General features: G+C 74.7%; 22 protein-coding genes. 8 read left to right on the top strand and 14 right to left on the bottom strand.

The window, feature by feature from the left end; all coding sequences use genetic code 11:
• Positions 1-23: 23 nt before the first annotated feature.
• The 3 genes from EBO35_RS15235 to EBO35_RS15225 all read left to right on the top strand — a co-directional run bounded on the left by EBO35_RS15235 (position 24) and on the right by EBO35_RS15225 (position 3,267).
• Complete coding sequence (locus EBO35_RS15235) at positions 24-1,415, top strand: NAD(P)H-quinone dehydrogenase (protein WP_122818467.1); 1,392 nt, start codon at positions 24-26, stop codon at positions 1,413-1,415.
• Between the two features lie 131 nt (positions 1,416-1,546).
• A complete protein-coding gene (locus EBO35_RS15230) occupies positions 1,547-2,764 on the top strand; it encodes a SpoIID/LytB domain-containing protein (RefSeq protein ID WP_122818466.1) in 1,218 nt (405 codons plus the stop codon).
• Positions 2,765-2,778: 14 nt separating this feature from the next.
• Complete coding sequence (locus EBO35_RS15225) at positions 2,779-3,267, top strand: GNAT family N-acetyltransferase (protein WP_122818465.1); 489 nt, start codon at positions 2,779-2,781, stop codon at positions 3,265-3,267.
• A 9-nt stretch (positions 3,268-3,276) separates the two neighbouring features.
• Here EBO35_RS15225 and EBO35_RS15220 read toward each other — a convergent pair whose 3' ends face one another.
• The 11 genes from EBO35_RS15220 to EBO35_RS15170 all read right to left on the bottom strand — a co-directional run bounded on the left by EBO35_RS15220 (position 3,277) and on the right by EBO35_RS15170 (position 18,073).
• Positions 3,277-6,675, bottom strand: a complete 3,399-nt coding sequence (locus EBO35_RS15220; protein ID WP_122818464.1) for a pyruvate carboxylase — start codon at positions 6,673-6,675, stop codon at positions 3,277-3,279.
• A gap of 54 nt (positions 6,676-6,729) precedes the next feature.
• The gene (locus EBO35_RS15215; protein ID WP_122818463.1) at positions 6,730-8,202 is read right to left on the bottom strand and encodes a PH domain-containing protein; all 1,473 of its coding nucleotides are present in this window, start codon (positions 8,200-8,202) and stop codon (positions 6,730-6,732) included.
• Complete coding sequence (locus EBO35_RS15210; RefSeq protein ID WP_122818462.1) at positions 8,199-8,687, bottom strand: PH domain-containing protein; 489 nt, start codon at positions 8,685-8,687, stop codon at positions 8,199-8,201. The genes EBO35_RS15215 and EBO35_RS15210 overlap by 4 nt, the downstream gene beginning before the upstream one ends.
• A 29-nt stretch (positions 8,688-8,716) precedes the next feature.
• Entirely contained in the window at positions 8,717-9,937 is a 1,221-nt protein-coding gene (locus tag EBO35_RS15205; protein WP_122818461.1) for a hypothetical protein, read from the bottom strand.
• Entirely contained in the window at positions 9,934-10,632 is a 699-nt protein-coding gene (locus EBO35_RS15200) for a hypothetical protein (protein ID WP_122818460.1), read from the bottom strand. Before EBO35_RS15200 ends, EBO35_RS15205 begins: the two co-directional genes overlap by 4 nt.
• The gene (locus EBO35_RS15195; protein WP_122818459.1) at positions 10,629-11,843 is read right to left on the bottom strand and encodes a hypothetical protein; all 1,215 of its coding nucleotides are present in this window, start codon (positions 11,841-11,843) and stop codon (positions 10,629-10,631) included. The genes EBO35_RS15200 and EBO35_RS15195 overlap by 4 nt, the downstream gene beginning before the upstream one ends.
• Positions 11,844-11,859: 16 nt before the next feature.
• Entirely contained in the window at positions 11,860-13,092 is a 1,233-nt protein-coding gene (locus EBO35_RS15190) for a hypothetical protein (protein ID WP_164477990.1), read from the bottom strand.
• Positions 13,089-13,730, bottom strand: coding sequence for a hypothetical protein (locus EBO35_RS15185; RefSeq protein WP_122818457.1), 642 nt, complete (start codon positions 13,728-13,730; stop codon positions 13,089-13,091). The genes EBO35_RS15190 and EBO35_RS15185 overlap by 4 nt, the downstream gene beginning before the upstream one ends.
• Positions 13,727-14,854 (bottom strand): hypothetical protein, encoded by a 1,128-nt coding sequence (locus tag EBO35_RS15180; RefSeq protein ID WP_122818456.1) that lies wholly within the window; start codon positions 14,852-14,854, stop codon positions 13,727-13,729. Before EBO35_RS15180 ends, EBO35_RS15185 begins: the two co-directional genes overlap by 4 nt.
• Positions 14,855-14,958: 104 nt before the next feature.
• A complete protein-coding gene (locus EBO35_RS15175; RefSeq protein WP_122818455.1) occupies positions 14,959-16,749 on the bottom strand; it encodes an acetyl/propionyl/methylcrotonyl-CoA carboxylase subunit alpha in 1,791 nt (596 codons plus the stop codon).
• Positions 16,750-16,876: 127 nt separating this feature from the next.
• A complete protein-coding gene (locus EBO35_RS15170; RefSeq protein ID WP_122818454.1) occupies positions 16,877-18,073 on the bottom strand; it encodes an oxygenase MpaB family protein in 1,197 nt (398 codons plus the stop codon).
• Between the two features lie 57 nt (positions 18,074-18,130).
• Between EBO35_RS15170 and EBO35_RS19760 the strand changes: the two genes are divergently transcribed.
• The 3 genes from EBO35_RS19760 to EBO35_RS15155 all read left to right on the top strand — a co-directional run bounded on the left by EBO35_RS19760 (position 18,131) and on the right by EBO35_RS15155 (position 21,338).
• Positions 18,131-18,742 carry a TetR/AcrR family transcriptional regulator gene (locus tag EBO35_RS19760; RefSeq protein WP_206422576.1) on the top strand — a complete coding sequence of 204 codons (612 nt, stop codon included), beginning with the start codon at positions 18,131-18,133 and terminating at the stop codon, positions 18,740-18,742.
• Between the two features lie 64 nt (positions 18,743-18,806).
• Entirely contained in the window at positions 18,807-19,997 is a 1,191-nt protein-coding gene (locus EBO35_RS15160) for an acyl-CoA dehydrogenase family protein (protein ID WP_122818453.1), read from the top strand.
• Between the two features lie 72 nt (positions 19,998-20,069).
• A complete protein-coding gene (locus EBO35_RS15155; protein WP_122818452.1) occupies positions 20,070-21,338 on the top strand; it encodes a glucose-1-phosphate adenylyltransferase family protein in 1,269 nt (422 codons plus the stop codon).
• A 53-nt stretch (positions 21,339-21,391) separates the two neighbouring features.
• Here the strand turns inward: EBO35_RS15155 and EBO35_RS15150 are convergent, their stop codons facing one another.
• Complete coding sequence (locus EBO35_RS15150) at positions 21,392-21,994, bottom strand: Maf family protein (protein WP_122818451.1); 603 nt, start codon at positions 21,992-21,994, stop codon at positions 21,392-21,394.
• 80 nt (positions 21,995-22,074) lie between these two features.
• Between EBO35_RS15150 and EBO35_RS15145 the strand changes: the two genes are divergently transcribed.
• Complete coding sequence (locus EBO35_RS15145; RefSeq protein ID WP_122818450.1) at positions 22,075-22,821, top strand: response regulator transcription factor; 747 nt, start codon at positions 22,075-22,077, stop codon at positions 22,819-22,821.
• Between the two features lie 106 nt (positions 22,822-22,927).
• The gene (locus EBO35_RS15140) at positions 22,928-23,839 is read left to right on the top strand and encodes a glucose 1-dehydrogenase (protein ID WP_122818449.1); all 912 of its coding nucleotides are present in this window, start codon (positions 22,928-22,930) and stop codon (positions 23,837-23,839) included.
• 36 nt (positions 23,840-23,875) lie between these two features.
• On the opposite strand, the gene EBO35_RS15135 is transcribed toward EBO35_RS15140, so the two are convergent.
• Positions 23,876-24,745 carry an NAD(P)H-hydrate dehydratase gene (locus tag EBO35_RS15135; protein ID WP_122818448.1) on the bottom strand — a complete coding sequence of 290 codons (870 nt, stop codon included), beginning with the start codon at positions 24,743-24,745 and terminating at the stop codon, positions 23,876-23,878.
• Complete coding sequence (locus tag EBO35_RS15130) at positions 24,742-25,488, bottom strand: histidine phosphatase family protein (RefSeq protein ID WP_122818447.1); 747 nt, start codon at positions 25,486-25,488, stop codon at positions 24,742-24,744. The genes EBO35_RS15135 and EBO35_RS15130 overlap by 4 nt, the downstream gene beginning before the upstream one ends.
• Between the last annotated feature and the right edge of the window lie 19 nt (positions 25,489-25,507).

Raw genomic sequence — 25,507 nt, 5'->3', positions numbered from 1 at the left:
TCCGGGCGGACGAGCAGATGGCGATGGACCGCGCGGTCATCCTCGGCGGCGGCCCGGGCGGCTACGAGGCCGCCCACGTGGCGGCCCAGCTCGGCGCCGAGGTGACGATCATCGACTCCGACGGCGTCGGCGGCTCCGCGGTGCTCACCGACTGCGTGCCGAGCAAGACCCTGATCGCGACCGCCGAGGTGATGAGCGACCTGGGCGGCGCGGCCGAGCTCGGCATCGCCTTCGAGGACCAGGAGGGTGACGCGGCGAGCACGATCCGGGTCGACCTGGCCAAGGTCAACGCCCGGGTGAAGCGGCTGGCCACTGCCCAGTCCAGCGACATCGAGCGCCGCCTGGTCCGCGACGGCATCCGCATCGTGCGGGGCCGCGGTCGTCTCGACGGCCCCGGCCGCGTGGTGGCGAGCCTGGCCGACGGTGGCGAGGAGACGATCGAGGGCGACGCGGTGCTGGTCGCGACCGGCGCCGCCCCGCGCACGCTGCCGACCGCGCAGCCGGACGGGGAGCGGATCCTCACCTGGGAGCAGGTCTACGACCTCACCGACGTGCCCTCGGAGCTGATCGTGGTCGGCTCCGGCGTCACCGGCGCCGAGTTCGCCAGCGCCTACCTCAACCTCGGCATCCCGGTCACGCTCGTCTCCTCCCGCGACCGGGTGCTGCCCGGCGAGGACGCCGACGCCGCCGCGGTGCTCGAGGACGTGCTGCGCCGTCGCGGCATGAACGTGCTCTCCAAGTCCCGGATGGAGTCGGTCTCCCGCACCGGCGACACGGTCACGGTCACGCTCACCGACGGTCGGACGGTGGAGGGGTCGCACTGCATCCTCGCCCTCGGCTCGATCCCGAACACCGCCGATCTGGGCCTCGAGGAGGCGGGCGTCGTGCTCAAGGACGGCGGCTTCGTGAACGTCGACCGGGTCTCGCGGACCTCGGCCCGCGGGATCTACGCCGCCGGCGACTGCACCGGCGTGCTGATGCTGGCCTCGGTCGCCGCGATGCAGGGACGGATCGCGATGGCGCACTTCCTCGGCGACACCGTGCACCCGCTGGACCTGAAGAAGGTCTCCTCCAACGTCTTCACCGCCCCCGAGATCGCCACCGTGGGCTGGTCCCAGCAGGCCGTCGAGGCTGGCGAGATCGACGCCGAGGTCGTCACGCTGCCGATGTCGGGCAACCCGCGCGCCAAGATGCAGGGCGTCCGCGACGGCTTCGTGAAGCTCTTCTGCCGCCCCGGCACCGGCACGGTGGTGGGTGGCGTCGTCGTCGGCCCGCGGGCCAGCGAGCTGATCCACCCGGTCGCGCTCGCGGTCTCGGAGTCCCTCACCGCCGACCAGCTCGCCGGTGCGTTCACGGTCTACCCCTCGGTCAGTGGCTCGGTGGCCGAGGCCGCCCGGCGCCTGCACCGGGTCTGACGCACGCGGCGCCGCTCCCGGGACGGGACCGCCTCGTCGCGCCGCTAGTCCGGTACGCGACAGGTTTGCCAAGGTCCGGGCCGGTGTGCTCCGATCGGGAACCCGTGCTCGTTCCTCCCCCTGGAGTGCAGATGTCGTTCCCCCGGTCCCGGCGCGCCGCGCTGACCGCCGCCAGTGCCGCCCTCGCCCTGGCCGGCACCCTGGTCGCCGGCACCCCCGCGGTCGCCCGCGACCAGGTGGTGCCGGTCCCCGCCGGCGCCACGACGATCGTGGCCTCCGGCCAGGGCTACGGCCACGGCCACGGCATGTCCCAGTACGGCGCGAAGGCCGCCGCGGAACGCGGCGTCGGCTACCGCCAGATCCTCGCGCACTACTACCCCGGAACCCGGTGGGGCACCGCCCGCGGCAAGATCAAGGTCCTGATCACCGCCGACACCACCAGCGACGTGCGCGTCGACACCCGCTCGCGGCTCAGCGTCAAGGCCGTCGGTGCGCGCAAGAGCTGGCGCCTGGACAAGGGCAGCGACAAGGCCCGCCGGACCGCCGCGCAGTGGCGGATCAAGGGGGCCGGCTCGGGACGCAGCACGATCGCCTGGAAGGCGAAGGGCAAGGGCTGGCGCACCTGGCGCACCGTGCGCGGCGACGCCGAGTTCTCTGCCGGCGGCCGGGCGATCACCCTGCACACGTCGAAGGGCAAGGTCACCTACCGCGGCACCCTGCGCTCGGCCTCGCCGGCGAAGTCCGGCAAGTCCAGCAAGAACCGCGACACCGTCAACATCGTCGGCCTGGAGCCCTACCTGCGCGGCGTCGTCGCCGACGAGATGCCGGCCCTGTGGCACCCGAACGCGGTCCGCACCCAGGCCGTCGCAGCGCGCTCCTACGCCGCGTACGAGCGGCACTTCGACAGCCACGGCTACTTCGACGTCTACGACACCACCTCCGACCAGGTCTACGGCGGCGTGCCCGCCGAGCACCCGGCCGCCACCCGGGCGATCAAGGCCACGGCGAAGAAGGTCCTCACCCACGGTGGCCGGCCGGCGTTCACCCAGTTCTCCTCCAGCAACGGCGGCTGGATGCTGGCCGGCAACGCTCCCTACCTGGTCTCCGGGCCGGACGGCTACGACCCGGTCAGCACCTGGCAGGTCTCGATCCCGCTGGACCGCTTCGCCGCCCGCTGGCCCTCCGCCGGGGCCATCCAGAACCTGAGCGTGACGACGTACCCGGGCGCCGGCGGCTGGGTGCAGACCGTGACCATCGACGGTGCCCGCAACGACTACACGATCTCCGGCTCCGACTTCCGGACCTGGGCCGGCCTGCGGGCCGCGCACTTCACGCTCGCGGCCGGCTGAGCCCGGGGCGAGCGTTGGCGGCCGAGCTGACCCGGGTCGGGCCCGAGGACTGGCGGCGCCTGCGGGCGGTGCGGCTGGCTGCCCTGGCGGAGTCCCCGGAGATGTTCGGCTCCACCTGGGCGAGGGAGCAGGCGTTCGACGAGGCGGAGTGGCGCAGGCGGGCGGCCCGGCCGGCGACCTTCCTCGCGTCCCGAGACGGCGTCGACGTCGGCATGGCCGGCGTCTACGAGCTCGACGGCGGGTGGTGCGTCATGGGCATGTGGCTGGCCCCGGCCGCGCGGGGCACGGGTGTCCTCGAGGCTCTCGTCCACGCCTGCGAGTCCGTCGCGCAGGAGGCGGGGGCGACCACGCTCGCGCTCGGCGTGATGGAGGACAACCCCCGCGGCCGGCGCGCGTACACCCGCCTCGGCTACGCCTTCACCGGCGCCAGGGAGCACGTGCGCGACGGCCGCGAGGAGCTGATGATGTCCAGGACCCTGCCGTCGTCGCGACAGTCGGTGTGAGCCGCCGGCTCAGCCGACCACCAGCACCAGGTCGCCGCCCTCGACGGCCTGGGTGCTGCCCAGCGCGATGCGCTGCACAGTGCCGGCGACCGGCGCGGTGATCGCCGCCTCCATCTTCATCGCCTCGATCGTGGCCACGGTGTCGCCGGCCTCGACCCGGTCGCCCTCGGCGACCGCGAGGGTCACCACGCCCTGGAACGGCGCGGCGACGTGGCCGGGCTGGCCGGAGTCGGCCTTCTCGGCGGCCGCGACCTCCGCGGAGACGCTGGTGTCGCGGACGCTGATCGGGCGCAGCTGGCCGTTGATCAGCGACATCACCGTGCGGAAGCCGCGCTCATCGGGCTCGCTGACGGCCTGGACCCCGAGGATCAGGGTCTTGCCGGCGTCCAGCTCCACGTCGTGCTCGGTGCCGCTGCGCAGGCCGTAGAGGTAGTCCAGGGTCGGCAGCACCGAGGTGTCGCCGTACACCGCGCGGCCCTCGTTGAAGGTCTTCGTCGGGCCGGGGAAGAGCAGCTCGTTGAGGGTGCGGCGCCGGGTGGGGCTGCTCTCGCTCGAGGTGCCGGCGAGGCCGGCCTCCTGCTCCGCGCTGAGCTCCTCGTCCTGGGGCTGCCAGCTGCGGCCCTCCAGGGCGCGGGTGCGGAACGGCTCGGGCCAGCCGCCGGGCGGGTCGCCGAGCTCGCCGTTGAGGAAGCCGATCACCGAGTCGGGGATGTCGAACTTCTGCGGGTGCTCCGCGAACTCGGCCGGGTCGGCGCCGACGGCCACCAGGTGCAGGGCCAGGTCGCCGACGACCTTGGAGGACGGGGTCACCTTCACGACGTTGCCGAGGATGTCGTTCGCCGCGGCGTACATCTCCTCGACCTGCTCGAACTTCTCGCCCAGGCCCAGCGCGATGGCCTGCTGGCGCAGGTTGGAGAGCTGGCCGCCGGGGATCTCGTGGCGGTACACCCGGCCGGTGGGGGAGGGCAGCCCGGACTCGAACGGCGCGTAGACGCGGCGGGTGGCCTCCCAGTACGGCTCCAGGGCGTTGACAGCGGCCAGCGAGAGGCCCGTCTCGCGCTCGGAGTGGTCGGTGGCGGAGACCAGCGCGGACAGCGCCGGCTGGGACGTGGTGCCGGCCATCGAGGCGCAGGCCGCGTCGACGGCGTCGACGCCGGCCTCGATCGCGGCGGTCAGCGTCGCCAGCTGGCCGCCGGGGGTGTCGTGGGTGTGCAGGTGCACCGGCAGGTCGAAGTTCTCCCGCAGGGCGGTGACCAGCCGCCGCGCCGCCGGGGCCCGGAGCAGGCCGGCCATGTCCTTGATCGCCAGGACGTGGGCGCCGGCCTCGACGATCCGCTCCGCGAGCCGCAGGTAGTAGTCGAGGGTGTAGAGCTTCTCGCCCGGGTCGGAGAGGTCGCCGGTGTAGCACAGCGCGACCTCGGCGACCGTCGTGCCGGTCGCGCGGACCGCCTCGATCGCGGGGCGCATCTGCTCGACGTCGTTGAGGGCGTCGAAGATCCGGAACACGTCGAGCCCGCTGGCCGCGGCCTCCTGGACGAACGCGTCGGTCACCTTCGTCGGGTACGGCGTGTAGCCGACCGTGTTGCGCCCGCGCAGCAGCATCTGCAGGCAGATGTTCGGCACCGCCTGGCGCAGCTTGCTCAGCCGGTCCCACGGGTCCTCGCCCAGGAACCGCAGCGCCACGTCGTACGTCGCGCCGCCCCAGGCCTCCAGGGACCACAGCTCGGGGGTCGTGCGGGCCACGTGCGGCGCGACCGTGAGCAGGTCGCGGGTGCGCACCCGGGTGGCCAGCAGCGACTGGTGGGCGTCGCGGAAGGTGGTGTCGGTGACGGCGACCCGGGTCTGCTCGCGCAGCCGCCGGGCGAACTCCTCGGGGCCGACCTCGAGGAGCAGCTGCCGGGTGCCGTTCGGGGCCGGGACGTCCAGGTTGGTGTCCGGCAGCTTGGTGGCGGGGTCGACGCTGACCGGCGCCGGGCCGTGCGGCTGGTTCACCGTGACCTCGGCGAGGTAGGTGAGGAGCTTGGTGCCCCGGTCGCCGGAGCTGCGCGCCTGGAGCAGCTGCGGGTGGCTCTCGATGAACGAGGTGGTGACGTTCCCGGCGACGAAGTCGGGGTCGGCGAGCACCGCCTGGAGGAAGGCGATGTTCGTGGAGACCCCGCGGATGCGGAACTCCGCGATCGCCCGGCGCGCCCGGGCGACTGCCTTGTCGAAGGTCCGGCCCCGGCAGGTGAGCTTGGCCAGCATCGAGTCGAAGTGCGCGGAGACCTCCGCGCCGGTGTACGTCGTACCGCCGTCGATGCGCACGCCCGCGCCGCCCGGCGAGCGGTAGGTGGTGATCACCCCGGTGTCGGGGCGGAAGTTGTTGGCCGGGTCCTCGGTGGTGATCCGGCACTGCAGGGCCGCGCCTCGCACCGTGATGCTCTCCTGGGACAGGCCCAGGTCGGCGAGCGTCTCGCCGGCGGCGATGCGCAGCTGCGACTGCACGAGGTCGACGTCGGTGACCTCCTCGGTCACGGTGTGCTCGACCTGGATGCGCGGGTTCATCTCGATGAAGACGTAGTTGCCGTGCGGGTCGAGCAGGAACTCCACGGTGCCGGCGTTGCGGTAGCCGATCTCGCGGGCGAAGCGGACCGCGTCCGCGCAGATCCGGTCGCGGAGCTCCGGGTCGAGGTTCGGCGCCGGGGCGATCTCGACGACCTTCTGGTGGCGCCGCTGGACCGAGCAGTCGCGCTCGTAGAGGTGGATGACGTTGCCCTCGGCGTCGGCGAGGATCTGCACCTCGATGTGGCGCGGCTCGACGACTGCCTGCTCGATGAAGACGGTGGGGTCGCCGAACGCCGCCTCGCCCTCGCGCATGCAGGTCTCGACGGCCTCGCGCAGCCGGCTCGGGTCGTCGACCCGACGCATGCCGCGCCCGCCGCCGCCGGCGACGGCCTTGACGAACAGGGGGTAGGGGAGGTCGGCGGCGGACTCGACCAGCGCGTCGACGTCGGTGGACGGCTCGACGCTGGCCAGCGTGGGCACGCCGGCCGCCTTCGCGGCGGCGATGGCGCGGGCCTTGTTGCCGGTCAGCTCCAGGACGTCGGCGGTGGGGCCGACGAACGTGATCCCGGCGTTGGCGCAGGCCTCGGCCAGGGCGGGGTTCTCGGAGAGGAAGCCGTAGCCCGGGTAGACCGCGTCGGCGCCGGCGCGGACGGCGGCGGCGACGATGGTCTCGGGGTCGAGGTAGGTGCGCACCGGGTGGCCGCGCTCGCCGATCTCGTAGGCCTCGTCGGCCTTGAGCCGGTGCTCGGAGCCCCGGTCCTCGTAGGGGAAGACCGCCACCGTGCGCACCCCGAGCTCGTAGGCCGCACGGAACGCCCGGACCGCGATCTCGCCGCGGTTCGCCACCAGCACCTTGGAGAACATGGCGCACACGCTAGCGGGGCGAGCGGGCCGGCACCGCCCGAGGTGTCCGGCGTCTCACGGCGGTCCCACGATCCGGAACTGGGTGACCAATCCCGGCGTAGCGGCCGAGGCCAGCGCGACCGCCTCGGGGCCGGGGAGGTCGGGCACCTCGACGGCCTGGTCGCCGCCCGCGGTGGTGGCCAGCAGCGTGACCAGGCCCGCGCGCCGCTGGGTCCAGGTCTCGCGCAGCACCCACCCGATGACGGCGTCGGTCTGGAGCACCTCGCGGCGTCGGACGACGCTGCCGCTGCGGGCCACCAGATGCCGCTCGGTGAGCGCGTGGCCCAGGGAGGCGGCCCGGTCCCGGGCCAGCAGCGGCGCGACCCCGAGCGCGAGCGCGCCGGCGCCCAGCAGCCACGGGCTCGTCCCGGCCAGCAGCACCAGCGCCGCCGCGGTGGCGGCGACCCCGGCAGCGGGGCCCAGCGCGCGGACCCAGCGGCGCCGCACCGCGGCGGGGCCGTGCGGACGCAGCGGGTCGGTCAACGGCCGGTGGCTGCCGAGCACCGCCGCGGCCACCCCGGCGGCCACGGCGTACGGCGCCGGCGGGACGAGGGTGCTGCTGCCGCGCTCCTCCCGGTCCAGCCCGGTGACGATGGCCTGCACGGTCGCGGCGCCGGCCAGCCGCAGGCCGACCGGCTCGGCCAGCGTGACCCCGGCGACCCGGTCGTCGTCGAGGGTGGTCTCGCGGGTGGTGAGCGCGCCGCGCCGCAGGTGCCAGGACCGGCCCCGGTGCGAGAGCCGGAGGTCCCAGTTGGCCGCCAGGTAGCCCACGACCGCGAGCGCGGAGACCGCCGCCGCCACGACCAGGGCTCCCGCGGCCGCGAGGCCGAGCGCCGGCAGGCTCGCGGGCCGGCCCTCGACGTCGAGGACCCGCCAGGCTCCGAGGGAGTCCAGGACCTGGGCGCCGACGCCCAGTGCGGCCGCGGCCGCGACCAGCCCGGTGCTGGTCAGCGGGGCGTACCGGACCCAGCGCGGGTCGAGGCGCAGCGCGACCGGGGAGTCCTCGGCGGCCGGGGCCGGGTCGGCCGGGACCCCGCCCAGCAGCTGCTCGCGCAGCCGGCGCGCCGCGGCGACCGGGAGACCGTCGAGGTCGAAGCCGTCCTCGTCGGTGGACCCGGTCCCGATCCGCATCGTCGTCAGCCCCAGCAGCCGGTGCGTCGGGCTGGCGGTCAGGTCGACGGTGCGCACCCGGTCGACGCGGGTGGACAGCAGCCGGCGCTGCAGCAGGCCGGTGCGCAGCTCGACCCGGTCGGCGGTCAGCCGGTAGCGGGTGGTCAGGTAGCGCAGCACACCGAGCGCGACCGGGACCACCACGCCGAGGACCTGCCAGATGCCGGCGCCCGTGGCGCGGCCGGCCACGAAGGCGCCGATCAGGACCGGCAGGAAGCGGACCAGCTCCTGGACCGGGTGGACGACCAGCATCCGGGGGTCCAGCCGCTGCCACTGCTCGGTGCCGGCACCCTCCGGGTCCGGCGCCGCCCCGGTCACGTCGCGTCCCCCTCGACGGCGTCGGCCTTGCGGGTCAGCTCCTCGGCCAGGCTGCGGGCCCGGTCGTCCGGCAGCCCCTCGATGAGCAGGGCGCCCGCCGCCGAGGCGGTCGTGACCCGGACCGAGGCGAGCCCGAAGAGCCGGTCCACCGGACCCTGGGTGTGCTCGACGGTCTGGATCCGTGACATCGGTGCGATCCGGCGCTCACGGACCCACCAGCCGGTCTGGGTGTAGACAGCGGTGTCGGTGACCTCCCAGCGGTGCACGCGGTAGCGCCACTGCGGCACGACCACGGCGTACGCCGCCACGGCGAGCGCGAGCGGGACCAGCAGCCACCAGCGCAGCAGGTCGGTCAGCACCACGCCGGCCGTGAGCGCCGCCACCAGCACCAGGCCCTCCGCGACCGCGACGCAGCGCCACATCAGCCGCGCCCGCGGGGAGGCCCGTTCCTGCGGCTCGCGGAGGTCGGACCTCGGGGTGCCCATGGCGACGAGGGTAGAGAACCCGGCCCGGGCTAGCCCCGGCGGTCGAGGAGCCGGCCGAGCAGGTCGGGGTCCAGGGAGCCGTAGCCGGTCGTGCTCCACGGGCCGAGGTCGAGACGGAAGTAGTGGGCGGGCCGGCCCTCGGACACGAAGTCCAGGACGTCGGACGGCTCCTCGCCGGCCTCCAGGGCGCCGGCGCACGGCGCGCAGGCGGGCACCCGGATGGTGAGGTCGCCGTCGCGCCAGCGCACCGGCGCCGCCGTCCCCTCGTGCAGCGGGTTGAAGTAGCAGCCGGGCGACGGGCTCCAGCCGCGCCCGCGCGCCGCAGCGGCCAACGCCGACCGGCCCCGGCCCGCGAGCACGGTCGCGCCGACCGCGTCGGCGGGGGAGTGGTCGCGGTCCAGGATCCGGCGGGCGACGTCGTAGTGGTCCAGCGCCGCCTGCCAGGCCGCCAGGGAGGCGGCGCGGCGCGGGTCCAGCTCGGCGGCGTCGATCGCCTCGCCCAGGGCGAGCACGTCCGCCTGCGCGCGCGACTCGTTGCGCCGGTCCTCCGCCGCGCGCACGGTGCTCAGCACCGCCGGCGGGAGCGTGAAGGACGCGCCGGTGGCGGACGGCGGTGCGGGCAGGGTGGCCGGGAAGCGTCGGCGGTGGCGGACGGTGCCGACCACCGCGACGACCAGGACCAGCACCGCGAGCAGGAGGCCCGCGACATCGGATCCGCTCCCGTCGTCGCCGGCCGGAGCGGCCGGGGTGGGGACGGTGCCGGTCTCGCTCCCGGTGTCGGTCTCGGCTCCGGTCTCGATGCCGTTCAGCTCGTCGTGGAGCCGGTCGGCGTCGCCGGACTCCAGCAGCTCCAGGGCCCGCAGCGTCTGGGCGCCGAGGTCGTCGGGGTGCTCGGATCCGGCGACCGCGGAGACCGTGAACAGTCCGGAGTCCTCGGGATAGGCGACGAGGTCGAGCCGGTACGGCTCGTCGGCGATGCGTGCCTCCGGCACGACGTAGATCCCCGAGCGGCCGGTGTCGTCCCGAATCGTGTTCGCCAGCTGGTCGGGATCTCCGCTGGTCAGCGGGTCGCGGTGGTCGAGCTCGACGAGGACGACGTAGGTGGGCGTCGGGGCATCGACGACCGCCTCCTCGAGACGCGCCTCCTGGGCGGGCGGGACGTCCTTGCGCAGGGCGGGCGCGACCCAGACCCCGTCCTTGCCGAGCTCGGCCTCGATCTCCTTCAGCAGCGGCTCGTCGATCCGGGTCATGGCCCGGCCTCCGAGGCCACGCGGGAGCGCGTGGCGACGGCGCCGAGGGCGCCGAGGAGGAGCAGCCCGAGGTAGCCGAGGAACGCGAAGCTCAGCCCGGCAGCGAGGCCGCCACGGGCGCCTCCCCAGTAGTCCGAGCCGGGCCGAGGCTCCCCGGGGCGGGCGGGCTCCGAGGCGGCCAGCTCAGTGACCAGGCGGGTCAGGGCGGCGGCGGGCCGGCCCTTCCCGTCGGCCTCGAGTACCGGCTTCTGGTAGCCCAGCGCCGCGACGGTCGGCGGGGCGGCCGGGGAGACGAGCGCGTAGACCCCCTCGCGGCCGACGCCGACGCGCAGCTGGTCCATCGCGCTCTGCGGCTGGGCGTAGCCCGCGTCCGTGGTCTGGTCCCACCAGACCACGAACATCGGCACCGGGGAGCCGGCGATGATCTCCTCGATCGCGTCGACCTCGCCCTCGCTGAGCTCGCCGCGCAGCTCCGGGCCGACGTAGAAGCCGGTCTCCGGCACGGCCTCGACCGCGGCCCGCACCCGGTCGCCGGGCGTGGAGGCCCTGGCTGCGGCCAGGACTGCCTCGTCGTAGGCGTCCGGCTCCGGCGCGGCCTCGTGACCGGGGACCAGCCCGGCGAGCAGGCCGGCGCCCAGGGAGACGACGAGCGCCAGCGCCACGGTGGCCGGTCGCAGCCGGTGGCGCCGGCTCACCGGGACCGCCGCTCGCCGGCGACCTGCCGGGTCAGGTCGGCGAGGTCCGCGGTCAGGCTGCCGTACCCGGTGCGGGCCCACACGGTGTCCTCCTCGTAGTACGGCCGGCCTCCGCGGCGGACCACCAGGGCCGCCGGGGCCTGTCCGCCGGCGAACGCGCGCCCACACGCCCGGCACACCGGCACCTCGACCTCGGTGTCGCCGAAGCGCCATTGTGCCGAGCGCTTGGCGGCTCCGTGCAGTGGGTTGACGTAGCAGGCGCGGTAGGAACGCGCGCCGTGGACGAGGACGTGCCGTCCGGCCCGGACCAGCACCAGGGCGCCCACGACGTCGCGCAGGTCCGTCGAGCGCAGCAGCGGCTCGGCGGCCTCCCGGGCCAGCGCCGCCTGGTCGCTGCGCGGTCCGGCGGGGGCGGTGGCCAGGGCCTCGGCGAGCGCGGTCAGGCCGGCGTCCGCCTCGGCCCGGACCTCCGCGACGTCCGGGGGGACGAGCTCGCGGGCGGTGTGGACCAGGGCCGGGCGTCGCCGCCAGCCCGGCCAGCCGTGCAGGCTCTGCAGGAGCACCGCCAGGAGCAGGCCGCCGACCGTGGATCCGACCATCCAGCGCTTGCCGGCGGTCCAGTCCACGGGCGACGACGGCGACGCGTACTCCTCGGACCAGGCAGGCGTCTCGTACGGCGTCAGCTCCCGCTCGCGGGCGGCGAGGTCGTCGACGAGCCCGCCGTCGAGGGTGCTGTCCCCCCAGAGCGCGTTGCTGTCGGGCCCCACCGGCTCGGCGAGCGCCGTGCGCAGGATCGTCTCGACGTCGACGGTCGGGCTGAGGATCCGGACCCCGGCGGCGTCCGCGACCGTCTCTCGGTCCTCGGTCGCCTGGAGCTCGAAGTGCGTCTCGTCCCACGCGGTGCCGACCAGTCGGATGCCGGTCACGGCCTGCTCGGTGGCGACCACGTAGAGCCCGGGCTCGTCGATCCGCCGGCTCAGCGCGGTCGCGAGGTAGCGGCCGGACTCCATCCCGGCGTCCACCTCGGGCGGGGTCTCGACGACCGCGACGTAGGTCCGGAACGGCACCCGCGCCACGAGGCGGGCGATCCGGTCCATCCCCTCGTCGGTGTCGCCACCGCCGAGGGTCTCGTGGACGATGACCGGGTCGCGGCGCAGCGCGTCCGCGAGCGCCGCGACGGTGTCCGGGTAGGGAACGTCGGCCGAGATCATCCGTGCACGGACCCGGTCACCGGCGGCCGTGCAGGGCCGTCACGAGGTCGGGCTGGAGCGCGCCGTACCCGGTCGAGGCCCATGGCTCGACCCCGGAGTCGAAGTAGTGGACGGGCTCGCCACGACGCTCGACGTCGAGGGTCTCCGGCTCCCGCCCGGCCCGGAGCGCGGCTCGGCAGGCCTTGCACAGCGGCACCTGCAGCCGGCGCCCGCCGCTCTCGACGTCGTGGGTCCCCGTGGGGGTGTCGTGCAGCGGGTTCAGGAAGCAGACCGGGCCGGGGGTGAAGGCGCGTCCGGCACGGGCGTCGGCGAGCGCCTGCCGGCCGCGCCGCGCCAGCACCAGGGCGCCGACCACGTCGAGCACGCCGGCCATCCCGTCCGGGGCCTCGCCCCGCCCGGTGGCCCGGCGCCGCAGGACCTGCTTCGCCGCGTCGTAGTGGTCGAGAGCCGCCTGCCAGGACGCGGTCGCGTCGGTGGCGCCGATCTCGGCGTCGTCGATCGCCTCGCCCAGGGCGAGCACCTCGGCGTCCGCGGTCCTGCCGAGCTCCCGGTGCCGGGCCTCGCGGATCCTCACGACGGCCGACGCGGGCAGCACGTAGGGGCGGTCGGCCTTCACGCGGCGCCGCTCGGACCTCGAGCGCCACCGGGTGATCCGGTTCCACACCACGGCTCCCACCACCGTGACGATCAGCGCCGCGACGAGCAGACCGGTGAGGTCCGGGTCGTCACCGGGCCCCGGTCGGCTCGTCGCCTCCTGCTCGGTCCGGTACTCGGCGTTCCGCTCGGCCACGGTCTTCTCGTAGGTCCGGGTGAGGGCGGCGGGGTCCGTGCCGAGCAGCTCGGTCGCCTGCCGGAAGGCGGCTCCGAGCGTCTCGTGGTCGGTCATGTTGACGGTTCCGAGGAGCTCGTAGTCCATCTCGCCGTCCGGCGCCGGGGGCAGGCCCCACTGGCGGCCCTCGAGCTGGATCCCGCCGTACCCGGGCGAGCCGAGGAACTGCGTCGTCGACAGGTACTGGCCGGGCTCGGGGTGCTGGGCGTGCAGCCGGGTCAGCAGGTCGGCCGCCTTGCCGGCGTACGCGTCGTTGGTGGCCAGCGGCCAGGCGACCACGAAGACGGGCGTGTCGCTCGCGGCGACCTGCTCGGTGATGGCCGCCAGGTCGTCGGCGGAGAACTGGCCGGCCAGGTCGGGGTGGACGAAGACCCCGTCGTCGCTCAGCCCCTCGTGGATGAGTGTCAGGTCGTCGTTCATCCGCTCCTCCGTCGGCGCCATCGCCAGGTCACGATCAGGGCCGCCCCGCTCGCAGTCAGGCCGATCATCGCTCCGAGCGCGACGCCGGCAGCGATCGGGCCGCCGGAGCCGCTCGACTCGTCCTCGCGCCACTCGGTCTGCTGCGCGGTCTCGATCAGCTCGGGCAGGGTGGCGGCGGGGTCGCCCAGGAAGTCGTTGGAGTAGACGCCCGAGTAGGCGTAGCCCCCGGTCGTCAGGACCCGTCCGGTCTGCGGCCCCTGCCAGACCAGGATCAGCGACCGCTCCTCGCCCAGCGCCGCCTCGAGCTGGGCGTCGACGGTCATGGCGTCGTCCCCGACGTGCCGGCTCTCGGACCACACGATGACCCGCACCGGCACCCGGTCCGCGGCCGCGACCGCGGCCTCGACCCGAGCCTCGCCGGCCTCGTCGAGCATCGAGCGTCCGTCGGGGGCCACGTGCACGCCGTCGTCCCGGATCTCCGCGACCGCGTCCCGGACCCGGTCGCCGGGCGGGAACTCCGCGACGGCCCGGGTGTCCTGGGACGTGGCCACGGCGCCCCCCGAGCCGGCGCCGGCGAGCAGCCCGAGCACCAGGGCGCCCGTGGCCGCGAGCGGCCGCGGCGCCCAGCCCGAGCTCATCGGCGCTCCGTGCGCAGGACCTCGCGCCACAGGTCGCTGGTGAGCGATCCGTAGCCGGTGCGCGCCCAGACCGAGGTCCCGGCGTAGTAGGGCTGGTCGCGACCCCGGCGGCGGCGATCGAGGAGCGGGTCGAGGGGAGCGTGCCGGTCGATGGACCGGGCGCAGCGCGTGCAGACCGGGACCTGCTCCCCACCCCCGACCTCCCGCTCGGACCGGGCAGCGCCGTGCAGCGGGTTGACGTAGCAGCAGCGGTACGGCTCGGCGTCCCGCTTCTCCAGGGCCCGCAGTCCGGTGCGCGCCAGCACCAGGGCGCCGACGACGTCGAGGTCCTCGGTGGAGTCGAGGAGCTGCTCCGCCGCGGCCCGGCAGCCGAGAGCGGTCTCGAGCTGGTCGCCGGTGATCCCGGTCCGGGCGGCGCGGGCGGCGAGCCGGTCCACGGCGGACGCTGCCTGCCGGCGTACGCCGTCGACGTCGAGCGGCTCGGTCGCCGGCGCCGGATCCGGCGGCCGGACGCCGATCGGCCCGGTGCTCGCCCGGGTCCTCCCGGCCGCGCCGGTGCCGGGGGAGGAGCGCAGGGCGCGGTAGGCGAGGGTCGCGACCGTGAGCCCCACCGCGACGCCGACCAGCGCCGGCATGCTGACGTCGGCACTGTCGGGGCCGCCGTCGTACTCCGGGTTGTTGGCGACCCAGATCTCGGAGGTGTACTCGTCGAGCTGGTCGTCGCTGAGCCAGGGCTCGACGTAGGGCGGGATCGTCGTCCCGCCCGCGACGTCGAGGGCCAGCGCCGCGGTCGTCGCCGCGCTCACCTCCTGCTCGTCGTCCAGCCGGTCGCGCACCTCGCTGCTGCCCTGGTAGGTGGCGAGGCTCATCTGGATCTGGTCGTCGTCGTGGTCCGGGTCCAGGTCGCCCCAGACGCCGACGTGACCGATCCCGAGCGTGGTGTGGACGACGTACACGCCGTCCTGGCCGACCCCGGCGTGGACCAGGCTGGCGAGCTCCTCGTCGGGCCTCGTGCTGGTCACGTCCTGCGGGGTCCTGGTCAGCACCACGAAGACCGGCACCTCGGCGGCGTCGGCCTTCTCCCGCAGTGCGGCGACGATCTCCCGGGTGTGGCCGTTGCCCATCACGCTCTCGACCAGGACCGGGTCCTTCTCGAGAGCCGCGACGATCTCGGGGACGGTGTCGGCGAACCCGTCCGCCGCACCGGCTCCGCCGGGGGCCGTGATGCTCAGTCCTTGATCTCGCAGATCACGGCGCCGTTGGTGACGGTGGCCCCGACCTCGGCCTGGAGGCCGGTGACCGTGCCGGCCTTGTGGGCCTTGAGCGGCTGCTCCATCTTCATGGCCTCCATGACCACGATGACGTCGCCCTCCGCGACCTCCTGGCCCTCCTCGACCGCGATCTTGACGATCGTGCCCTGCATCGGGCTGGTCACCGCGTCGCCGCTGGCCGCCGCACCGGACTTCTTGCCGCCCGCCCGCTTCGGCTTCTTGGCGCCGCCGGTGCTGCTGCCGGCACCGAGCCCGGCGAGCCCGCCGGGCAGGACCACCTCGAGACGCTTGCCGCCGACCTCGACGACGACCTTGTGCCGGTCCTCGGCCTCGGCGGCCTCGCCGGCGTCGCCCGAGTAGGGCTCGATCTGGTTGTCGAAGTCGGTCTCGATCCAGGTCGTGTAGACGGCGAACTCGCCCTCGCCCGACGGCGTCGAGGCCCCGACGTACGCCGGGTCGGAGACCACCGCACGGTGGAACGGGATGACCGTCGGCATGCCGTCGACGACGAACTCGTCGAGGGCCCGGCGGGAGCGCTCCAGCGCCTGGGTGCGGTCGCGACCGGTGACGATCAGCTTCGCGATCAGCGAGTCGAACGAGCCCGGGATGGTCTGGCCGTTCTCGTAGCCGCCGTCGAGCCGGATGCCGGGGCCCTGGGGCGGGGTCCACGCGGTGAGGGTGCCGGGGGCGGGCATGAAGTTGCGGCCGCCGTCCTCGGCGTTGATGCGGTACTCGATGGCGTGGCCGCGGATCTCCGGGTCGTCGTAGCCGAGCTCCTCGCCGGCCGCGATCCGGAACATCTCGCGGACCAGGTCGATGCCGGTGACCTCCTCGGAGACGCAGTGCTCGACCTGGAGACGGGTGTTGACCTCGAGGAAGGAGATCGTGCCGTCCTGGCCGACCAGGAACTCGCAGGTGCCGGCACCGACGTACCCGGCCTCGCGCAGGATCGCCTTGGAGGACTCGTAGAGCTCGGTGACCTGCTCCTCGCTCAGGAACGGCGCGGGCGCCTCCTCGACGAGCTTCTGGTTGCGGCGCTGCAGCGAGCAGTCGCGGGTGGAGACGACCACGACGTTGCCGTGGGAGTCGGCCAGGCACTGGGTCTCGACGTGGCGCGGCTTGTCGAGGAACTTCTCGACCAGGCACTCGCCGCGCCCGAAGGCGGTGACGGCCTCGCGGACCGCGGACTCGTAGGCGTCGGGGATCTCCTCGAGCGTCCGGGCGACCTTGAGGCCGCGGCCGCCGCCGCCGAAGACCGCCTTGATCGCGACCGGGAGCCCGTTCTGCTTCGCGAACTCGACGACCTCGTCGGCGTCGGCGACCGGGTCCTTGGTGCCGGGGGCCAGCGGGGCGTTCGCCTTGGCGGCGATGTGCTTGGCCTTGGCCTTGTCGCCCAGGGCCTCGATCGCCGCCGGCGGCGGGCCGATCCAGATCAGCCCGGCGTCGATGACGGCCTGGGCGAAGTCCGCGTTCTCGGCGAGGAACCCGTAGCCGGGGTGCACGGAGTCGGCGCCGGAGCGCTGGGCGACAGCGATGATCTTGGCGATGTCGAGGTAGGACTCGGCCGGGGTCGAGCCGTCGAGGGAGTGCGCCTCGTCGGCCATCCGGACGAACACCGCGTCGCGGTCGGGCTCGGCGTACACGGCGACGCTGCCGATCCCGGCGTCCTTGCAGGCCCGGATGACCCGGACCGCGATCTCGCCGCGGTTGGCGATGAGGACCTTCTGCAGAGGCTTGCTCTCCGGCACCTGAACTCCTGGTCGTGATGGCACTGCGCGACACGGCTGATGTCGCCGGGGGTCGTCGGCGACTCCGCGCGGCAGGCTACCGCCTGGGGCCTGTGGGCCGGTCACAGGCCGGATCGTGGGCAGCGGCTCAGGCGGCCGGACCGGGGACCGCGCCGTCGGTGCCCCACCGGGCCACCTGGCGCTCGAAGACCCGCTCCCCGTGCGCCGCCAGGCGCTCCCGGCCCCCGGGGAGCCGCCCGACGAGGTGGCTCCACCACAGGTTGCTGGCCACCCGCGCCACGCCGTACCAGGGCACGCGCAGCGGCAGGCCGAGGTCGCGCATGGCGGCGGGCCCGAGCAGCCAGGTCCCGGCGGAGAGGGCGCGCTCGCGCTCGTAGCGGGCCCGCCACGCAGGCAGGCCGATGCCGTCGGTCATGTGCACCAGGGCCCGGGCCAGGGTCCGGCTGTTCTGGTCGGGCGGCGGGTCGTGGGAGAGGAAGTGGTAGAGCAGCCGCCGCCCGCGGCGCTCGGTGTGCGGCAGCCAGTCCTCGTCGACCCCCATCAGCCAGCCGACGTAGGACCACAGGTGCATCACCGCCCGGGCGTCGGCTCGGGAGACGCGGACGCCCAGCAGCCGCAGGTGCAGCAGGAAGCTGGTCGAGAAGACGCCGAGGGTGCTGGCCTGGTCGTACTGGTTGATCGGCACCCCGCGCTCCGCCCAGTCCCAGGTGGGGTCCTGCTCGAGCTGGTGGTTCACGAACCCGTGCATGACCCGCACGTGCAGCGCGAGCCGGTGCCCCTCGGCGCCCTCGGCCAGGCCGCCCGGCGCGGTGACCGCCCGCCACCAGGTCGTGGTCTCGGCGATCCGGCGCAGCGCCTCCGCACCGGTCAGCCGCCCGGTCCGGGCCAGGGGCTCGAGCGCCGCTGCTGTGCGGTAGCCGCCCAGCAGCGACCCGTACGCCAGCACCACCCCGGCGTCCGCGCCGAAGGCCCGGCAGGCGCGGGCGCCCCGGGCCAGCAGTGCGTCGTCGACCCAGACGGGGCGCACCCGCACCGCGTCCAGGAACGCCCGCAGCGGCGCGGGCACGTCGGCCCCGTCGGGAACGCCGTGCGCGAGGGCGTCGTGGACCTGGCGCATGGAGACGGTCCGGTCCTCGCGCACCGCCCGGGCCAGCGCGGCGGCCGGTTCGTCGCGGCGCAGCAGCCCGGCCGCCAGTGCGGCGACCTCGGCGGGGGTGGGCCGGGCGCCGGGTCCGGACAGCAGTCGCAGCGGCGCTGAGGCACGCTCGGCCCACTGCCTGTCGGGAGCGAACCGGGTGGGTGTCCGTGCCGGTGCCGGAGTCATGGGGTCACGCTAAAGTGAGCAAATGCTCAGGTTCTACTCGCGTTCCAGGAGCGGTCGATGAGCCGGCCCGGAGGTCGGCAGGAGCCGCGTCAGGCGCGTTCGCGGGAGATGGTCGACCGGATCCTGCTCGCCGCTGCTCAGGTCCTGGCAGAGCGCGGGTACGGCGGACTGAGCACGAACCGGGTCGCCGAGGTGGCCGGCGTGAGCGTCGGCTCGCTGTACCGCTACTTCCAGGACAAGGACGACCTCGTCGAGCACCTGCGCGAGCGGAGCACGGCCGACGTCCTGGAGGCGCTCGGCGCGGGCATGGCCGAAGCCGTCGCCCTGCCGACGCGGGACGCCGTACGCCACGTCGTCGCGACGCTGGTGGCGGGCCTCCAGCGTCACCGCGCGGTCATCTCCGCGCTCATCAACGAGGTCCCGCTCGGCTCGCACGGCAACGTGCTGCCCGACCTGGAGCGCCAGCTGGCGCACGTCACCCGGATGTTCGTGGCGAGCCATGCACCGGGGCTGGAGCCCGCCGAGGCCGAGGCGCGCATCTACCTCGCCATGGGAATCACGCTCACCACGAGCCTGCGGATCGCGCTGGAGCCGCCGCCGGGCATCACCGAGGAGCGGCTGGTGGACCTGACCGCCGAGCTGCTCGAGGTCGGGCTCCTCCTGCCCTGAGTGCTGCCCCGAGTGCTGGCCGCAGACGGTTAACAAACGCTAACCTCGCGGCTAGCATGCCGTCATGAGCACCGGATACGAGCTGTCCCGCGAGCACGAGGACTTCCGGCACAGCGTCCGCGAGTTCGCGGACGCCGAGATCACGCCGCACGCCGGGCAGTGGGACCGCGACCACCACTTCCCGGTCGACGTCGTGCGCAAGATGGGCGGGCTCGGGCTGTTCGGGCTGACCACCCCCGAGGAGTACGGCGGCGCCGGCGAGGACGGCGACTTCACCAGCCTGTGCGTGGCGATCGAGGAGATCGGGCGCGCCGACCAGTCGATGGGGATCACGCTCGAGGCCGCGGTCGGCCTCGGCATCAACCCGATCCTCACCTACGGCACCGAGGAGCAGAAGCAGGCCTGGCTGCCCGACCTGGTCGCGGGGGAGCGGCTCGCCGGCTTCGGGCTGACCGAGCACGCCGGCGGCTCCGACGCCGGGGCCACCACGACCAGGGCCGTGCTGGAGGACGGCGAGTGGGTCGTCGACGGCGCCAAGCAGTTCATCACCAACTCCGGCTCCGAGATCACCAGCCTGGTGACCGTGACCGCCCGCACCGGGGTCGTCAGGAACGCCGCGGGCGAGGAGCGGCCCGAGCTCAGCGCGATCATCATCCCGGCCGGCACCCCCGGCTTCACCGCGGAGAAGGCCTACGACAAGCTCGGCTGGCACGCCTCCGACACCCATCCGCTCTCCCTCGACGGCGTGCGGGTGCCCGAGGCGAACCTGCTCGGGGTGCGGGGTCGCGGCTACGCGCAGTTCCTGGCCACCCTCGACGACGGGCGGGTGGCGATCGCCGCCCTCGCCGTCGGCTGCATCCAGGCCTGCCTGGAGATGAGCGTGCAGTACGCCGGGGGCCGGGAGGCCTTCGGCGGGCCGATCGGCCGCAAGCAGGGCGTGGCCTTCCAGATCGCCGACCTGGAGGTGATGCTGCGGGCGAGCCGGCTGCTCACCTACCAGGCCGCGGCGATGAAGGACGCGGGCGCGCCGGTCCGGGAGTTCAAGCAGGCCGCCGCGGTCGCCAAGCTCTACGCCACCGAGTCCGCGGTGACCGCGACCCGGATCGCCACCCAGGTCTTCGGCGGCTACGGGTTCATGGAGGAGTACCCGGTGGCCCGCTTCTACCGCGACGCCAAGGTGCTCGAGATCGGCGAGGGCACCTCGGAGATCCAGCGGATGCTCATCGCCCGCGGCCTCGGCCTGCCGGTCGAGTAGCCGCGCGGGGGCACCGAGGGGGGCACCGGGGGGCACCGCGGGCCGTAGCCACCTCCGTGTGAGGATCGATCTATGACCCGGCACACCTTCCGGCCCCGCGTGCTCGCGATCATCCAGGCCGGCGGCGCCGGCGGACGCATGGATGTGCTGACCCGCGAGCGCGCCAAGCCCGCCCTCCCGTTCGCCGGCGTGTACCAGCTGATCGACTTCCCACTCTCCAACCTCGCCCACAGCGGGGTCATCGACGTGTGGGTCTCGGTGCAGTTCCAGGGCTCCACGCTCGAGGAGCAGGTCGCGAACGGCCGGCCCTGGGACCTGGACCGCAACCACGGCGGCCTGCGGCTGCTGCCACCCCAGCAGGGCACCGGCAGCCTGGACGAGGACGGGTTCGCGCAGGGAAACGCCGACGAGCTCTACCGGATCCGCGACCAGATCGAGGAGTTCGCGCCGGACGTGCTCGCGGTGCTGAGCGCCGACCACATCTACCGGCTCGACTTCGCCGAGGTCGTCGAGGCCCACCTGGCGGCCGAGGCCGAGTGCACGGTCGTCACGACCACGGTGCCGGTGGGCGACCGGGCGAGCGACCACGCGGTCGTCGAGTCCGAGGACGGGCGGGTGACCCGGTTCGACTACAAGCCCGACGAGCCCGGCACCGACGTCGTGGCGACCGAGGTCTTCCTCTACGACCCCGCGGTCCTCGCGACGGTCCTCGACGAGCTGCACGTCGAGCTCAGCCGCAGCCAGGACGCCGACGAGGGCGGCGAGGAGGGCGACACCGGCCTCGGCGACTTCGGGGAGCACCTGCTGCCCCGGCTGGTCGAGCGCGGGCGCACCGTCGTGTACCCCCTGGACGGCTACTGGCGCGACCTCGGCCAGCCGCACCTGTACCTGCGGGCGCACCACGAGGTGCTCTCCGACGACCTCGGGGTCTTCGCCGAGCCGGGCTGGCCGATCCTGACCCGGCAGCCGCAGCGGATCCCGGCGCGGGTCCTGGACGGTGGCTCGGTCTCCGAGAGCCTGCTCAGCCCCGGTTGCCGCATCGCCGGGACGGTACGCCGCAGCGTGCTGGGGCCGGGCGTCGTGGTCGAGGCCGGGGCGGAGGTCCACGACAGCGTGGTCGCCGCCGACTCGGTGGTCCTCGCCGGGGCGCAGGTGTGCTGGTCCCTGGTCGACACCGGCTGCGTCATCGGCGCCGACGCCGCCCTGGGCTCCCCGCAGGACCCGGGGGAGGCCGCGCTCGACGACCCCGACCTGATCACGATCGTGGGCCGGGACTCCACAGTCGACGGCGGCGTCCGGCTGGCGCCCGGCAGCAGGCTGGAGCCGGGCACCACGGCCTGAGCGGCCGGGCACCCAGCCGTGGTGCTCAGGCCGTGGTGCTCAGGCCGGGGTGCTCAGCGCGGCGCCCAGAGCTCGGTCCAGGAGTGGCCCAGCTCCGCCACCAGCTCCCGCAGCAGCGGCAGGCTGACCCCGACCACGTTGTGGTGGTCGCCCTCGATGCCGGTGACGAACGCTCCGCCGAGCCCGTCGACCGTGAACGCCCCCGCGACGTGCAGCGGCTCGCCGGTCGCGACGTACGCCGCGATCTCGTCGTCGTCGACGTCGGCGAAGTGCACGACTGTCGAGGCCGTGGCCGAGGCGACCCGGTCGGTGGCGGCGTCGCGCAGGCAGTGCCCGGTGCGCAGCACGCCGCTGCGCCCGCGCATGTCGCGCCAGCGACGGACCGCCTCCTCGGCGTCGGCGGGCTTGCCCAGCGCCGCCCCGTCCAGCTCCAGCACCGAGTCGCAGCCGAGGACGAGCGCGTCGGCCGGGACCTCCGCTCGCGGGGCGACCGCTGCGCACTTGAGCTCGGCCAGCTGGAGCGCGAGCTCGGCCGGCGGCAGGTCGGCGAGCTGGGACTCGTCGACCCCGGAGACGACGACGAGCGGGTCGAGGCCGGCGCTGCGCAGCGTGGCGAGGCGGGCGGGGGAGGCGGAGGCGAGGACGAGCGTGGTCACGCCGGCGAGGTTACGCACCCGGTTCGACCGACTTTCAGGACACCCAGCGGCGGGGCCCCGGCGTCGTTAGTCTCCTGCCCATGGACGGGGACGCGCAGTGGACGGCGGTGATCGTCGAGGACGACCCGGACGTGCGGGACCTCATCGACATCGTGCTCACCCAGTCCGGCTTCCGGACCGTCGTGGCGGGCGACGGGCCGGCCGGCGTCGAGGCGGTGCGTGAGCACCGGCCGCTGCTGACGACGCTCGACGTCAACATGCCCGGCATGGACGGGTTCGCGGTGGCCAAGCGGCTGCGCGAGTTCAGCGACACCTACCTGATCATGATCACCGCGCTCTCCGACGAGATCGACGTGGTCCAGGGGTTCGAGGCCGGCGCCGACGACTACCTGGTCAAGCCGTTCCGGCCGCGGGAGCTGCGTGCCCGGGCGGACTCGATGCTGCGCCGGCCGCGCCCGCACGCGGTGCCCGCGGCCGCGGAGGCGGCGCAGGTGCCCGACGCCGACTGGGTCCGGTTCGCCGACCTGGCCCTCGACCCCGGCAGCCGCGCGGTGACCGTCCGCGGCGTGCCGGTCGAGCTGGACCGTCCGGAGTTCGACCTGCTGGCCTCGCTGCTGGAGACCGGCCCGCGGGTGCGCAGCAAGGCCGACCTGGTGCTCACGATGCGCGGGCGGTACGCCACGTCGTACTTCGTCACCGAGGCCGACAAGAACTCGGTCGAGGAGCACCTGGCCAGCCTGCGGCGCAAGCTGGGGGACCAGTCCGGGCGGGCCCGCTACGTCGAGGCCGTGGGCGGCGTCGGCTACCGGATGGCCGAGCCGGGCTGAGCCGCGGTCCCGGGGCGGGGCCCCGGGATGGGTGGGGGCGTCGTGGGTACCTGCGCGCCGCCACGCGCGCCGGACCGTCGGGCGCGCCGGACCTCCAGGAGCCCCGATGTCGCAGCAGCGCCCCGAGACCACCGACCCCCAGCGGCAGCACGACCAGCCCGACACCGCGGGCGAGCAGCTGCCCCGCCCCGGGTCCGAGGAGTCGGTCACCAGCCGGATGGGCGAGCAGCCCGACCACGGCGAGGAGACCTACCGGGGGACCGGCCGGCTGGCCGACCGGGTCGCGCTGATCACCGGCGGCGACTCCGGGATCGGCCGCGCGGTGGCCCTGGCATTCGCCCGCGAGGGCGCCGACGTGGCGATCACCTACCTGCCCGGCGAGGACGAGGACGGACAGGAGACCGCGAAGCTGGTCGAGGACGCGGGGCGCCGCGCGCTGCTGGTGCCCGGCGACCTGACCTCGGAGGACTTCTGCGCCGAGCTCGTCGACCGCACGGTCGCGGAGTTCGGGCGCATCGACGTGCTGGTGAACAACGCGGCGTACCAGATGGCGCAGCCGGGCGGGATCGCCGACATCACCACCGAGCAGCTCGACCGGGTGATGAAGACGAACCTGTACGCGCTGTTCTGGATGTGCCAGAGGACGCTGCCGCACATGGCGCGGGGCGGCTGCATCATCAACACCTCCTCGGTGCAGTCCTCCTCGCCCTCGCCGGAGCTGCTGGACTACGCCACCACCAAGGCCGGCATCGTCAACTTCACCCGCGGCCTGGCGCAGCTGGTGGCCGCCGACGGCATCCGCGTCAACGCGGTAGCGCCGGGGCCGATCTGGACCCCGCTCATCCCGGCGACGATGCCAGCGGAGGAGGTCGAGTCCTTCGGCACCCAGACTCCGCTGGGCCGCGCCGGCCAGCCGGCCGAGGTGGCGACGGCGTTCGTCTACCTCGCCTCGGCGGAGTCCAGCTACATCACCGGCGAGGTGATCGCGGTGACCGGGGGCCAGCCGGTCACCATGTGACAGTGCCGGATGGGGCCGGACGCGCGGCGGGGCCGGTCAGCCGACCTCGCCGAGGACCTGGGGGATTTCGGCCAGCAGTTCACGGGCGAGGTAGCCCACGGTCCCCAGCCGGGCGGCCAGCCGCTCGCCGGCGCGAGCGTGCAGGTGCGCGGCCCAGACGGCCGCCTGCTCCGGCCCCGCGCCGCGGGCCACGAGCCCGGCGATCAGGCCGGCCTGGACGTCGCCGGAGCCGGAGACGCCCAGCCCGGGACCGCCGCCCTGGATCACCCAGCACCGGCCGTCCGGGGCCGCCACGAGCTTCTCGGTGCCGCCGCAGAGCACGACGGCGCCGGTGCGCTCCGCGACCGCGCCGGCGACGGCGCCCACCTCGTCGGGCCCCGGCGCCTCATCCCGCTCGCCGAGCCGAGCCAGCTCGCCGGGGTTCAGGTTGAGCACGGCCCGACCCTCGAGGCGACGCAGCGCGTCGGGGTGGTCGACGAGGTAGGCGGTCGCGAGCGCGTCCAGCACCACGGGGGACTGCACCTGCTCGAGCAGGCGTCCGCACAGCTCGCCGGCGGCGTCCGGGTCGAGGAACCCGGGGCCGGCCAGCAGTACGTCGCAGCTCTCGAGGGAGCCCTTCAGGTCCGCGGCGGCGTCCGGCGCGATGCTGCCGTCCAGCTCGCGCAGGCCGGTCACGGCGGACTCGGGGACCGCCGCGCCGAGCACGGCCACGTGCCGGTCGACGGTGGCCAGGGCCAGCTTCCCGGCCCCGGCGCGCAGGGTCGCCTCGCCGGCCAGCAGCACCGCGCCGGCGGTGGCGGCCGCTCCGGCGACCACCAGGACCTGTCCGCGAGCGTGCTTGCTCTCGCCCGGTGCGGGGAGCGGCCAGTCCCGCAGCACCGCGGGGGTGACGACGACGGGACTCATGTCCGACCGCCCTTGCCGGCCTCGCGGGTGACATCTGTCGGCGAGGCCTCCACCGCGGAGGTGTCCGCGAAGGACTCCAGCTCCAGCCACGGCCCGCGCCGGCAGTAGGTGGTCATCGACGCGTTGGGGATCGGGGTGCTCCGGTCCAGGTCCAGGACCTCCTCCTCGCTCAGGCCGTCGAGCACGTAGCGGAAGGTCATGATCACCGCCTGGTGGCTGAACAGCCAGACCCGCTCGCCGTCGAAGCCGTGCCGCAGGTCGTCCAGGAGACCCCGCACCCGCTGGGCGACGTCGGCCCAGCTCTCCCCGCTGGGCGGCTGGTAGTAGAACTTGCCGAGCCGCTGGCGCCGGGTCGCCTCCTCCGGGTGCCGGGCGCGGATCCCCGTCCCGGTGAGCCCGTCCAGGACGCCGAGGTCGCGCTCGCGCAGCCGCTCGTCGTGCTCGAGCGCGGGCGCGTCGCGCAGCTCGGCCAGGGCGAGCCGCGCGGTGTCCCGGGCCCGCAGGTACGGCGAGCTGATCGCGACCGTCGGCGCCAGCTCGCCGGGCTGCTCGCGCAGCCACGCCCCGAGTGCCGCCGCCTGGTCCCGGCCGGTCGCCGACAGCTCCACGTCGGCGTCCCGCGCGTCCAGGTCCAGCTCCTCGGCCCCGGCCTTCCGGGCCCGGGCGTCCGCCTCGTTGCCGACGCTGTTCCCGTGCCGCACGAGCACCAGCTCGGCGGGTCCCTCGTCCCATCTCGGTCGCACTGCGCGCCTCCTTCGACGG

The sequence above is a fragment of the Nocardioides pantholopis genome, from assembly GCF_003710085.1.
GTDB lineage: Bacteria > Actinomycetota > Actinomycetes > Propionibacteriales > Nocardioidaceae > Nocardioides > Nocardioides pantholopis.
The sequence above is the reverse complement of the archived record's forward strand: the minus strand, read 5'-3'. Positions and strand labels throughout refer to the sequence as shown.

Bases quoted from the DNA above. Each gene is read 5' to 3' on its own strand.
- EBO35_RS15235 (WP_122818467.1), top strand. From the start codon at position 24: ATGGACCGCGCGGTCATCCTCGGCGGCGGCCCGGGCGGCTACGAGGCC.
- EBO35_RS15230 (WP_122818466.1), top strand. From the start codon at position 1,547: ATGTCGTTCCCCCGGTCCCGGCGCGCCGCGCTGACCGCCGCCAGTGCC.
- EBO35_RS15220 (WP_122818464.1), bottom strand. From the start codon at position 6,675: ATGTTCTCCAAGGTGCTGGTGGCGAACCGCGGCGAGATCGCGGTCCGG.
- EBO35_RS15210 (WP_122818462.1), bottom strand. From the start codon at position 8,687: ATGGGCACCCCGAGGTCCGACCTCCGCGAGCCGCAGGAACGGGCCTCC.
- EBO35_RS15205 (WP_122818461.1), bottom strand. From the start codon at position 9,937: ATGACCCGGATCGACGAGCCGCTGCTGAAGGAGATCGAGGCCGAGCTC.
- EBO35_RS15195 (WP_122818459.1), bottom strand. From the start codon at position 11,843: ATGATCTCGGCCGACGTTCCCTACCCGGACACCGTCGCGGCGCTCGCG.
- EBO35_RS15190 (WP_164477990.1), bottom strand. From the start codon at position 13,092: ATGAACGACGACCTGACACTCATCCACGAGGGGCTGAGCGACGACGGG.
- EBO35_RS15185 (WP_122818457.1), bottom strand. From the start codon at position 13,730: ATGAGCTCGGGCTGGGCGCCGCGGCCGCTCGCGGCCACGGGCGCCCTG.
- EBO35_RS15180 (WP_122818456.1), bottom strand. From the start codon at position 14,854: ATGGGCAACGGCCACACCCGGGAGATCGTCGCCGCACTGCGGGAGAAG.
- EBO35_RS15170 (WP_122818454.1), bottom strand. From the start codon at position 18,073: ATGACTCCGGCACCGGCACGGACACCCACCCGGTTCGCTCCCGACAGG.
- EBO35_RS19760 (WP_206422576.1), top strand. From the start codon at position 18,131: ATGAGCCGGCCCGGAGGTCGGCAGGAGCCGCGTCAGGCGCGTTCGCGG.
- EBO35_RS15160 (WP_122818453.1), top strand. From the start codon at position 18,807: ATGAGCACCGGATACGAGCTGTCCCGCGAGCACGAGGACTTCCGGCAC.
- EBO35_RS15155 (WP_122818452.1), top strand. From the start codon at position 20,070: ATGACCCGGCACACCTTCCGGCCCCGCGTGCTCGCGATCATCCAGGCC.
- EBO35_RS15145 (WP_122818450.1), top strand. From the start codon at position 22,075: ATGGACGGGGACGCGCAGTGGACGGCGGTGATCGTCGAGGACGACCCG.
- EBO35_RS15140 (WP_122818449.1), top strand. From the start codon at position 22,928: ATGTCGCAGCAGCGCCCCGAGACCACCGACCCCCAGCGGCAGCACGAC.
- EBO35_RS15135 (WP_122818448.1), bottom strand. From the start codon at position 24,745: ATGAGTCCCGTCGTCGTCACCCCCGCGGTGCTGCGGGACTGGCCGCTC.